Below are 11,105 nucleotides of genomic sequence, written 5' to 3'. Positions count from 1 at the left end.
TCGGTCAGTCGACCTCGGCGAGCGCGGTGGCGTCCTCGGGTTCGGGCGCGGCGGCGATGCCGCGCCCGCCCGGGGCCCACACACCGAGCACGACGGCGGTGACGAACAGGACGCCGGCAAGTACGAAGGAGGCCTCCTGCATTCCGTGCAGGAAGGCCGCCTTCGCGAAGTCGGCCAGCTGATCTCCCTGCGGGCCTGCCAGTTTCGACACCTCGAGCGCGGCGGCGAGCGAGTCGCCGACGGGCTGCTTCGCCTGCTCGGGGACGGCGTCGACCGCGGGCTGGACGTGTCGCCCGTAGCCCGCGGCGAGAATGCTGCCGGCCAGTGCCACGCCGATCGCGGCGCCGATCTCGCGGGTGGCGTCGTTGACCGCGGATGCGACGCCCTGATTGGCGGTCGGGGTGTTCTGCACGATGGCGGTGGTCGCGGGCGCGGTGCACAGCCCCAGCCCGACCGCGGCGACCACGAGGGGCACTGCGACATCGAGGTACGAACTGGTCTGGTCGAGCCGGCCCAGCAGGACCAGCGAGACCGCCATCACCATGAGGCCGACGAACGTCATCGCGCGCAGTCCCAGCAGCGGAATGAGCACCGGCGCGAGTACCGACAGCGCGAGCACCACGACGGCGATCGGGGCAAGGGCGAGGGCCGACTGCAGGGGCGAGTAGTCCAGGACCAACTGCAGGTGCTGGATGATGAGGAAGAACAGCCCGAACGTCGCGAAGAACTGCAGCAGCAGGGACGTCGCGCCCACCCCGAAGGTTCGGTTGCGGAACAGTCGGACGTCGAGCAGAGGATGCGCCACGCGGAGTTCGACCACCGCGAACACCGCCGCCGCGGCCAGACCGCCGACGATCGCCGCCAGCACGAACGGGTCGAGCCAGCCCCGCTGCGGTGCCTCGATGATGCCGAGCACGAACAGTCCGACCGCCCCGACGATCAGCACGCCACCCCGGACGTCGAATGCCGACGGGTGTTCGTCGCGGGACGACGGGATCGTGAAGGACAAGGCGAACAGTACTGCCGAGACGGCCGCGAGCCCGATGAAGATCGAGTGCCACGACCACTGTTCGAGCAGTAGCCCGGAGCCGATGAGACCGGCGATGCCACCGGAACCCGCGACTCCGGACCAGATTCCGACGGCCTTGGAGCGCTGCGCGGCCGGGAAACTCGCGGTGAGGATGGACAGCGTCGCCGGCATGACGAACGCCGCACCGATACCCGACGCCGCCCGGGCGCCGATGAGCCACGTGGGGGAGTCGACGAGGACCGGTAGTGCGGAGGCGACCGCGAACACGAACAGGCCGAACACCAGAACCCCGCGGCGACCGTACTGATCGCCCAGGGCGCCGGCCGGTAGGAGCAGGCACGCGAGCGTGAGGGTGTAGCCGTCGACGATCCAGGTGAGCTGGGACTGGGTGGCACCGGTGTCCCGGGCGAGGTCCGGCAGGGCCGTGTTGAGTGCGGCCATCGCCGCCACGACCAGTGCCACCGCCGCGCACGACACGGTGAGGGTCCAGATCTGGCCCCACGTCATCCGCTCGGCGTTTCCGGTGTACTTTCCAGCCATGCGGGCCTCCCCGTAGGAAACAAGACTGTCAGTATCGTAGGTGGACGGACGGTTCCACAAGAGGTGATGACGGATGGGTAGCGACGTAACCGAAGTGGCGGAGCAGGAACAGGATCCGCGAAAGGCGCGTTCACGTGCACGGTTGCTCGACGCGGCGACCACGCTCCTCGCGAAGGGCGGCACCGACGCCGTCACGATCGATGCCGTCACGAAACTCGCGAAGGTGGCGCGGGCGACGCTCTACCGGCACTTCGACAGCGGCACCGAACTGGTGGCGGCGGCCTTCGGGCGGCTCATCCCGCCGGCCCCGGCCGCTCCGCTGTCGGGCGATCTGCGGACGCAGCTGATCGAGTTGATGGTCAGCCAGGCCCGGTTGATCGAAGAGGCGCCGATGCACGTGACCGCGCTGTGCTGGCTGGGGATGGGGCCGGCGCTCGACGGCTACTCGAGCGCATCCGATCTGGAGGACGGCCGTCGGCACCCCGACAAGCCGGAACTCAGATCACTGCGCGAGCACGTCGTCGTGCAGTACCGCACCGCGTTCGATCGCGTGCTCGGCACCGATGAGGCGCGCAGGGTCCTGGGCGACTTCGACTACGACCTCGCCCTGGCGCAACTGGTCGGTCCGCTCGTATTCACCAAATTGGCCACCCTCGCGCCGCTGGGGTCGGACGCCTGCGTGCGGATCGTCGACGACTTCCTCACGGCCCGAGGTGCCGGGGGCGCGGAATGTCGGTGAGCGCGACTGCCGGATCCCGTGGGTCCGCACGGCGTGGGGGTTTGCGCGGCGTGGGGAACTGTCGGGGGGCTGTGCCAAAGTAGCGGGGTACGAATTCTGTGTTCTTGTAGGTATTCAGGAGGACCCTCATCATGCCGCCCCGCAGACGTTCCGGCTCTGGCTCGTCACCGGAACACCTCACCGCGGAGAACCTCGAGGCACTGGCCACGGCCGTCGCCGAGGGCAAGCGCGCCACCGTGTACCTCAACGAAGCCACCCCCAGCCTCGGGATCGAGGCGGGGTGTTCGGCCAAAGTTGTTTCCGTGGAAGGTAATACGGTCATAATCCGGCCCAAGGGTGTCAACGACGAACTACCGTTCGAAGCGGAGGAACTGCGCATGACGCGCAAGGCTCCCGAGGTGCCCGCCCCGGCGGCCGCCAAGACGGCCACCAAGCCGGCCACCGTCCGCAAGGCCGCGCCGGCCGCCCCGGTGCGCGCGTCGTCTCCGGCCGCCTCGGTGCCGCCGGTGGCGGCCTCGCGCGAACCCGCGTCCGCCCCGGTTGTGCCGACCGTCCCTGCGCCCGCGCCCGTTCCCGCAGCGAGCACCGCGCCGGTCCCCGCACCGCGGCGCACCAAGAAGGTGGCGACGGGCAGCGTGAGCGTGACGATTCACGCCGGCCCCGAGAACGAATGGACGGTCACGGTCGCGCACGGCGCAAAGCGCCCGAGCAAGGCGGTTCCGGTGAGTCCGGACGCGGTGGATCGCGCGGTCCGGGAGCTCGGGGAACCCAACGCTCTCGAAGCGGTCCAATCGGTCATCACCGCAGCTCGAGAGGCTGCGGAGCAGCGGATTGCGGCGTTGAGCAAGGAACTCGAGGATGCGCGGCGGGCACTCGAAGCGTTGGGCTCGACCACCTAGTCGGCGATTCGGTGACGATCGGGTCAACGCGGCCCGGCGGCATCGTCGAGGGTGGGAAGGTTGCCGATAGAGTGTCCCGCCGACTCGTTCGCGCGTGATCGCGCCGAGGGCGTGCATGCACGGGAAGTGCGCAGGCATGTGGCGGTGATCGACCGATGGCACATTCGTAGCGCCAACCGGGAGGGCAACATGCTCAAGCGACTTTCCTTGATCTTCTCGGCACTGGCGGTGATCGCCGCCATGCTCGGAGCCGGCACCGCCACCGCCGCGCCGCCGAAGACGGTTCTCGGCGGTGGGTCCGGAATCGTGATCGACAACATGTACGAGTGCACGCTCACCACCATCGGGCACGACAACGCCGGCAGGCTGGTCGGAATCACTGCGGGACACTGCGGTGATCCGGGAGCGGCGGTGGTGCCGGAGTCCGCGCCCGACGCGGGCGTGGTGGGGCACTTCGCGGTGTCCAACCACGACTACGACTACGCGGTGATCGAATTCGATCCAGCGAAGGTCGACCCGGTCAACACGATCGGTCAGGTCACGATCACCGGTGTCGGCGCGCCGGCACAGTTCCCCGCCGTCGCGTGCAAGCAGGGGCGGACCACCGGCCACACGTGCGGTGTCGTGTACGGAGACGTGCTCCAGTCGCAGGAAACGTGGACGCAGATGTGTGTCATCGAGGGCGATTCGGGCTCACCGGTCGTCGTCGGCACCACGCTGGTCGCGATGGTGAACGCCTATCTCGGCGTCGCCTGCCTCGGTCCCGAACTCGGTACCAACATGACTGCGATCCTCGACAACATCAACGCGACCGGTGGGGTGGGGGCCGGCTACCGGCCGATCTGACCGAGCTTCCGGTGGTGCCGTGACTGCTCACCCGCACACGGCGCCGTCGGAGGCGGAACCGACGAGCTTGGTGTATTTCGCCAGGACACCGCGCGTGTAGCGCGGAGGCAGGGGCTCCCATCCGCTTCGGCGGGTGGCGAGCTCCTTGTCGTCGACCACCAGATCGAGGACACCGTTCGCGACGTCGAGACGGATCCGGTCGCCGTCGCGCACGAACGCGATGGGCCCAGCGTCCACGGCCTCCGGGGCGACGTGCCCGACGCACAGCCCGGTGGTGCCGCCGGAGAACCGGCCGTCGGTCAGCAGCAGCACGTCCTTGCCGAGTCCGGCGCCCTTGATCGCGGCGGTGATCGCCAGCATCTCGCGCATCCCGGGGCCGCCCTTGGGGCCCTCGTACCGGATCACCACGACGTCGCCGGCCGTGATCGTGCCGTCCTCGAGCGCATCCATCGCGGCGCGTTCCCGATCGAAAACCCGTGCGGTGCCCTCGAAGACGGACGAATCGAACCCGGCCGACTTCACGACCGCGCCGCCGGGAGCGAGCGACCCCTTCAGGATCGTGATGCCGCCCGTCGGATGGATCGGCGACGACAGTGCACGCAGGACCTTGCCGTCCGGATCGGGCGGGGCGATGTCGGCGAGGTTCTCGGCGAGGGTGCGTCCGGTGACGGTGAGGCAGTCGCCGTGCAGCAGTCCGGCGTCGAGCAGGGACTTCATGATCACGGGGACGCCGCCGATGCGGTCGACGTCGATCATGACGTGCCGGCCGAACGGTTTGACGTCCGCCAGGTGCGGGACGCGCGCACCGACCCTGGCGAAGTCGTCGAGGGTGAGCGACACCTCCGCCTCGTGCGCGATCGCGAGGAGATGGAGCACCGCGTTGGTCGAACCACCGAAAGCCATCACGACGGCGATCGCGTTCTCGAACGCCTCCTTCGTGAGGATGTCCGACGTGGTGATGCCGCGGCGCAGCATCTCGACGACGGCCTGGCCGCTGCGGCGGGCGTAGCCGTCGCGACGCCGGTCGGTGGCCGGAGGAGCGGCGCTGCCGGGCAGCGACATCCCCAGTGCCTCCGCCGCGCAGGCCATCGTGTTGGCGGTGTACATGCCGCCGCACGCGCCCTCGCCGGGGCAGATCGCCCGTTCGATCGCGTCGACGTCCTCGCGGCTCATCAGCCCGCGCGAGCACGCGCCGACGGCCTCGAAGGCGTCGATGATCGTCACTTCCTTCTCGGTGCCGTCCGAGAGTTTCGCGATGCCGGGCAGGATCGATCCGGCGTAGAGGAAGACACTCGCGAGGTTCAGTCGCGCGGCCGCCATCAGCATGCCGGGCAGCGACTTGTCGCATCCGGCGAGCAGGACGGAACCGTCGAGGCGTTCGGCCTGCATCACGGTCTCGACACTGTCGGCGATCACCTCGCGGGACACGAGGGAGAAGTGCATGCCCTCGTGTCCCATCGAAATACCGTCGGACACCGAGATCGTGCCGAACTCGAGCGGATAGCCGCCGGCGGCGAACACGCCGTCCTTGCCGGCGTCGGCCAACCGGTCCAGGGACAGGTTGCACGGGGTGATCTCGTTCCACGACGACCCGATGCCGATCTGCGGTTTGTCCCAGTCGTCGTCGCCCATGCCGACTGCGCGGAGCATGCCGCGGGCGGCGGTCTTCTCGAGGCCGTCCGTGACGTCCCGGCTACGCGGCTTGATGTCCGGTGCGGAGGAATCCTTCGACGTGGTCACAGCGCTTCTCCCAACGATCGTTCGTCACGGATGGCGGGCTGAAGTCCATGTAACCACGTCGGATCTACCCGAGTTCGGTGGTTGTGGAGAACCCCCGGTAGCCGTCCGCCGCGACCTGCGTGCACAAGTTTCGGAAGTTGCCGACGCCGCCGAGATACGGCATGAAGATGCGCGGCTTCCCGGGGACGTTGGCGCCGAGGTACCACGAGTCCGCCTGCATGTAGAGGCTGCCGACGGCGATGCCCGTCACGTGATCCACCCACTCGTTCTGCGCCTCGAGTGTGGCTTCCGCGAACCGGGCGCCGGTCTCGCGCATGTGGTCGAGGTAGCCGATCACCCATTCCACGTGCTGTTCGATCGACACCACGACGTTCGAGAGGACCGACGGACTGCCCGGACCGGCGAGCACGAACAGGTTGGGGAATCCGGCGACCGAGACGCCGAGGTAGGTGCGCGGGCCGGCCTCCCACGTCTCGCGCAGCGTCACCCCGTCCCGTCCGCGGATGTCGATCGCGTCGAGCGCGCCGGTCATGGCGTCGAACCCGGTGGCGAAGACGAGCGCGTCGAGATCGTGGACGCCGGCGCCCGTGCGGATGCCCTCGGACACGATCGCCTCGATCGGGGTGGCGCGCAGGTCCACCAGTTCGACGTTGTCGCGGTTGTAGGTCTCGTAGTAGTCGGTGCCGACGCAGACGCGCTTGGCGCCCAGCGGATAGCCCTTGGGGCACAGGGCTTCCGCGGTGGCGGGATCGGTCACGGTCTCGCGGATCTTCGAGCGCACGAATTCGGCGGCGGTCTCGTTCGCGGCGGGATCCATCATGACGTCGCCGAACGTCGTCTGGAAGGCGAGTCCGCCCGCGGCCCAGCGGGTCTCGTACTCCTTGATCCGGACCTCCGGCGCGGTCTCGAGGGCGAGCCCGACCGGCGGCGGGAGGATCCAGCCGCCGTGCGACTCCCGCTGCAGTTGCCGGCGGGTCGGGTAGTCGGCCTTGATCTCGGCGAGTTCGCTCGGCCCGAGCGGCCGATTGCGTGCCGGAAGAACGAATCCGGGAGTCCGCTGGAACACCGTCAGCTCCGCCGCCTGCTCCGCGATCACCGGAATCGCCTGGACTCCCGACGAGCCGGTGCCGATCACGCCGACGCGCTTGCCGCCGAAGTCGACACCCTGCTCGGGCCAGTTCGCCGTGTGGTGGATCTCGCCGGCGAACGTGTCCAGTCCCGCGATGTCCGGAATCCGGGCGGACGAGAGCGGCCCGGTCGCCATGACGGTCCAGCGCGCGGTGACGGCGTCGCCGCCGTCGGTCGTGATGGTCCACAGCCCGCGCTCGTCGTCGAAGTGCGCCGCGGTCACGCGGGTGCCGAACGTGATGTCCTCGCGCAACCCGAAGCGATCCGCGACGTGCTCGAGGTAGCGCAGGATCTCGGGCTGCGCGGGATAGCGCTCGGTCCACACCCACTCCTGCTGCAGGGCGTCGTCGAACGAGTACGAGTAGTCGGCACTGTCGACGTCGCAGCGCGCGCCCGGATAGCGGTTCCAGAACCACGTCCCGCCCACTCCGGCGCCCGCCTCGAACAGTCGCACGGACATGCCGCGCCGACGCAGGCTGTGGAGCGCGTACAGGCCGGCGAATCCGGCACCGACGATGACGGCGTCGAACGTGGGTTCGGCCGGTGGAGTGTTCGTCATGCTGGGACCTCGTTTCGTGGGGGGTGAGGCGCCTGCCAGTAGCATCTGTGCAGGCAGTGCTGGTGTCCCGCGGATCGCGCGGGGGTTCGGGAGGAGTGGGAGCGTGGGGACGGACGGTCCGGACCGCGGTGGCAGGCCGTCGCTGCACGACCCCGCTCTGCTGCCGAAGGGACAGCGGGAGCGACGTCAGCGCATCGTCGACGCCGCCGGCGAACTGCTGGTGGCCGACGACTTCGAACGCATCCAGATCCGTGACGTCGCAGAACGTTCGGGCGTGGCCCTCGGGACCGTGTACCGGTACTTCTCGTCCAAGGAACATCTGTATGCGGCGGTGCTGGGGGAGTGGTCGGCGACCGATCCGATCAAGTACCAGGGATTCGCCGATCCGACGGCGTCGCCCGCCGAACGCCTCCGGACCCGTCTGCACCACTCGGTGCGCAGGTTCGAGGAGTACCCGACGTACCTGAGGCTGCAGAATCTCCTCCAGCAGTCCACCGACCCGATCGTGTGTGCGCTGTTCGCCGACTTCTCGACGCAGGTGATCGAGTCGTACCGGGACACTCTCGCCGACCTGCCGGACGAGGAGGCCTCGGACGTCGTGGCCGTGGTCACGGCCGTGCTGGCCCACGAGCTGATCCTCTTCGGCCTCGGCCGGCGGGACGTCGCCGAGGTGCACCGACTGCTCGACCGCACGGTCGACATGATCTTCCCGCCCGAGTCCTGAGTCGACCCGCGTAGAACACGAGAGGGGCCGTCCACCAACCGGACTCGGCTCCGGCGGGGATGCCCTCTTCGATCCGAAGTGACCGTTGTCATGGGTCGAGACTAGAGTTAGATTCTAGTTCATGACAAGAGTTGTGCGGGACAACCGAAGTGAACTGGATCCGGTCTTCCAGGCCGTCACGGACGCCGTCGCGGGCGCCGGACTTCCACCGATGGTGGAGCTGGGGCCCGAGGGTGCGCGGGAACGGATCCGGGGCGCGCTGCAGTCGTGTGCCCCCGGACCGCAGGTCGCGTCGGTGACGACCCATGCGGTCAACGATCAGGTGACCGCCCGCCTCTACCGCCCGGAGACGGTGCGGGCCGAGACGACGGTGGTCCACTTCCACGGCGGCGGTTGGGTCACGGGCGATCTAGACTACTCCGATGCGATCTGCCGTCTGATGGCGCAGGTGGCCGGCGTGCCGGTCGTGAGCGTGGACTACCGGCTCGCGCCGGAGGCTCCGTTTCCGGCGGCGGTCGACGACGCGGTCGCCGCCCTGCGCTGGGTCGCGCGCGGCGGGGAGGGGCTACCGCGGCGCATCGTCGTGACCGGGGACAGCGCCGGCGGCAACCTCGCCGCGGTGTGCGCCAATCTCGCCGCTGCCGACGACGATCTGGACGTGGCCGGTCAGGTGCTGATCTATCCGGTGGTCGACGTCGACCTCACCCGTGCGTCGTATCGGGAGCACTCGGGAATCTTCCTGGGAGCCCGGGAGATGCAGTGGTTCCTCGACCACTACTGCCCGGACCGTGCCGACCGGATCTCGCCCCTCGTCGCGCCGATCCGTGCGCAGGACCTGTCCACGACCGCACCTGCGGTGGTGATCGTGGGCGGCCACGACCCGCTGCTCGACGAGGGTGTCGAGTACGCGGAGCGGTTGTCCGTCGGCGGGGTGGCGGTCGAACTGCTGCGATACCCCACGTTGCCGCACGGCTTCCTCCAGTTCACGGCCGTCTCGCCGATCGCGAGCGAGGCCGCCCAGGCGATCGCTGCCGCGGTGGCGCGGCTCGTCGAAAACCCGTCCGCACAGCAGGATTCGATCTCGGGAGGCAAGCATGCATGACCTGGTGATCCGCGGTGGCCGAGTCGTCGACGGAACGGGCACGACCCCCGTCGTCGCCGACGTCGCAGTCGACGACGGGCGCATCACGGCGGTGGGGGAGGTGGCCGCACCGGGCCGCCGCGAGATCGATGCGTCGGGCCTGCTCGTGACGCCCGGATTCGTCGACATCCACACCCACTACGACGGTCAGGTCACGTGGGATCCGCTGCTCACGCCGTCGTCGCTGCACGGTGTGACCACCGTCGTGATGGGGAACTGCGGCGTCGGATTCGCGCCCGTCGAGCCGGACCAGCGGGAGTGGCTGATCAGCCTGATGGAGGGTGTCGAGGACATCCCGGGAAGCGTTCTCGCGGAGGGCATGGCGTGGAACTGGGAGACCTTTCCCGACTACCTCGACGCGATCGACACACCGCACGCGATCGACTTCGCAGCCCAGTTGCCGCACGGCGCGCTGCGCACGTACGTGATGGGCCACCGCGGTGGCGACCACCGGATCCGTCCCACCGACGCCGAGATGGAACGGATGCGCGACCTCGTGGCCGAGGCGGTCGAGGCCGGTGCGCTGGGCTGGTCGACGTCCCGGTCGGCTGTCCACAAGACGTCCGACGGCGAGCCGACCCCCAGCCTGACCGCCTCGCGGGAGGAACTGACGGGTCTTGCACTCGGCCTCGCGAAGGCGGGCGGTGGTGTCATCGACTTCATCTCGGATTTCATGGACGAACCCGAGGAGATGGAACTGGTCGGCGCGCTCGTCGAGGCGGCGCAGCGGCCGATGTCGGTGTCGATCGTGCAGAGCGACCGGGCTCCGGACAAGTGGCGTTCGTTGCTCGACGGCCTGGCGAAAGTCTCTGCGGAGAAGAACGTTCCGATCACCGGGCAGGTGGCTCCCCGGGCGGTGGGGGTGATGCTGGGCTGGGAACTGAGCTGGCATCCGTTCATGGCGCATCCCAGTTACGCGCCGCTCGCGGACCTGCCGCGCGCGGAGCGGGTGGAACAGTTGCGTCGACCGGAGATCCGGGCAGCTCTCCTCGCCGAACACCCGGCGACCGACAGCGAGTTCGTCGAACGACTCTCCACCCGGTTCGAGCAGGTGTACCTGCTCGGCGACCCGCCGAACTACGAACCGGGACCGGGTGACTCGGTGGCGGCGCTCGCGGTGCGGAACGGCGTCTCGCCCGCCGAGGTGGCGTACGAGGCGATGATGGCGCAGGGCGGGCGCGGACTCCTGTACTTTCCGATGCTCAACTATGCCGCGGGCGACCTCGAAGCCGTGCGGGAGATGATCGCACGCCCGGACACCGTTCCCGCACTCGGCGACGGCGGCGCGCACTGCGGCGCGATCTGCGACGCCAGCTTCCCCACGACGTTGCTCACGCACTGGGGCCGAGACCGCAAGCAGGGCGGTCTCTTTCCCGTCGAGTGGTTGGTCAGGCGGCACACGGTCGACACCGCGGCCGTAGTGGGTCTGCTCGACCGCGGACAGGTGCGTCCGGGCTACCGTGCCGACCTCAATGTCATCGACTTCGACAGGCTGCAGGCCGATCATCCCGAGGTGCTCTACGACCTGCCGACCGGGGGACGCCGCCTGATGCAGACCGCGAGCGGCTACGTTGCGACGATCGTCGCCGGCGAGGTGGTCGTCGAGAACGGCAGGCACACCGGCCTGCTGCCGGGGCGCCTGGTGCGCGGGGCGCGGCCGGCTCCCGCGGCGACCGACTGACCAGTCCGACGACGAAGGCCCCACCGCCCGTGATCTCGAGCGGTGGGGCCTTCGTTCATGTCCGGTGCCAGGTCGTGG

At 69.3% G+C, this 11,105-nt stretch carries 9 protein-coding genes; 6 read left to right on the top strand and 3 right to left on the bottom strand.

Going from position 1 to position 11,105, the window contains the following annotated elements; translation table 11 throughout:
- Positions 1-4 precede the first annotated feature (4 nt).
- On the bottom strand, positions 5-1,570 hold the full coding sequence (locus IJ15_RS0108080) for an MFS transporter (protein WP_031937830.1): 1,566 nt from the start codon (positions 1,568-1,570) through the stop codon (positions 5-7).
- 73 nt (positions 1,571-1,643) lie between these two features.
- On the opposite strand from IJ15_RS0108080, the gene IJ15_RS0108075 reads away from it, so the two are divergent.
- The 3 genes from IJ15_RS0108075 (at position 1,644) to IJ15_RS0108065 (ending at position 4,054) form a co-directional block, all read left to right on the top strand.
- Positions 1,644-2,309, top strand: a complete 666-nt coding sequence (locus IJ15_RS0108075; RefSeq protein WP_031937829.1) for a TetR/AcrR family transcriptional regulator — start codon at positions 1,644-1,646, stop codon at positions 2,307-2,309.
- Between the two features lie 131 nt (positions 2,310-2,440).
- A complete protein-coding gene (locus tag IJ15_RS0108070) occupies positions 2,441-3,208 on the top strand; it encodes a DUF6319 family protein (protein WP_031937828.1) in 768 nt (255 codons plus the stop codon).
- A 189-nt stretch (positions 3,209-3,397) separates the two neighbouring features.
- Entirely contained in the window at positions 3,398-4,054 is a 657-nt protein-coding gene (locus IJ15_RS0108065; protein ID WP_031937827.1) for a S1 family peptidase, read from the top strand.
- A 27-nt stretch (positions 4,055-4,081) separates the two neighbouring features.
- On the opposite strand, the gene ilvD is transcribed toward IJ15_RS0108065, so the two are convergent.
- A complete protein-coding gene (gene ilvD, locus IJ15_RS0108060) occupies positions 4,082-5,794 on the bottom strand; it encodes a dihydroxy-acid dehydratase (RefSeq protein WP_031937826.1) in 1,713 nt (570 codons plus the stop codon).
- A gap of 64 nt (positions 5,795-5,858) precedes the next feature.
- Positions 5,859-7,481 (bottom strand): flavin-containing monooxygenase, encoded by a 1,623-nt coding sequence (locus IJ15_RS0108055; RefSeq protein WP_031937825.1) that lies wholly within the window; start codon positions 7,479-7,481, stop codon positions 5,859-5,861.
- A gap of 103 nt (positions 7,482-7,584) precedes the next feature.
- On the opposite strand from IJ15_RS0108055, the gene IJ15_RS0108050 reads away from it, so the two are divergent.
- From IJ15_RS0108050 to IJ15_RS0108040, 3 genes are all read left to right on the top strand, one after another.
- Entirely contained in the window at positions 7,585-8,205 is a 621-nt protein-coding gene (locus tag IJ15_RS0108050; protein ID WP_031937824.1) for a TetR/AcrR family transcriptional regulator, read from the top strand.
- 121 nt (positions 8,206-8,326) lie between these two features.
- Positions 8,327-9,307 carry an alpha/beta hydrolase gene (locus tag IJ15_RS0108045; RefSeq protein WP_231569459.1) on the top strand — a complete coding sequence of 327 codons (981 nt, stop codon included), beginning with the start codon at positions 8,327-8,329 and terminating at the stop codon, positions 9,305-9,307.
- Positions 9,300-11,027, top strand: coding sequence for an N-acyl-D-amino-acid deacylase family protein (locus tag IJ15_RS0108040; RefSeq protein ID WP_031937822.1), 1,728 nt, complete (start codon positions 9,300-9,302; stop codon positions 11,025-11,027). The genes IJ15_RS0108045 and IJ15_RS0108040 overlap by 8 nt, the downstream gene beginning before the upstream one ends.
- The last annotated feature ends 78 nt before the right edge of the window (positions 11,028-11,105 follow it).

The sequence above is a fragment of the Prescottella defluvii genome, from assembly GCF_000738775.1.
In the GTDB taxonomy this organism is placed as follows: Bacteria; Actinomycetota; Actinomycetes; order Mycobacteriales; family Mycobacteriaceae; genus Prescottella; species Prescottella defluvii.
The sequence above is the reverse complement of the archived record's forward strand: the minus strand, read 5'-3'. Positions and strand labels throughout refer to the sequence as shown.

Bases quoted from the DNA above. Each gene is read 5' to 3' on its own strand.
- IJ15_RS0108080 (WP_031937830.1), bottom strand. From the start codon at position 1,570: ATGGCTGGAAAGTACACCGGAAACGCCGAGCGGATGACGTGGGGCCAG.
- IJ15_RS0108065 (WP_031937827.1), top strand. From the start codon at position 3,398: ATGCTCAAGCGACTTTCCTTGATCTTCTCGGCACTGGCGGTGATCGCC.
- IJ15_RS0108040 (WP_031937822.1), top strand. From the start codon at position 9,300: ATGCATGACCTGGTGATCCGCGGTGGCCGAGTCGTCGACGGAACGGGC.
- IJ15_RS0108070 (WP_031937828.1), top strand. From the start codon at position 2,441: ATGCCGCCCCGCAGACGTTCCGGCTCTGGCTCGTCACCGGAACACCTC.
- IJ15_RS0108055 (WP_031937825.1), bottom strand. From the start codon at position 7,481: ATGACGAACACTCCACCGGCCGAACCCACGTTCGACGCCGTCATCGTC.
- IJ15_RS0108045 (WP_231569459.1), top strand. From the start codon at position 8,327: ATGACAAGAGTTGTGCGGGACAACCGAAGTGAACTGGATCCGGTCTTC.
- IJ15_RS0108075 (WP_031937829.1), top strand. From the start codon at position 1,644: ATGGGTAGCGACGTAACCGAAGTGGCGGAGCAGGAACAGGATCCGCGA.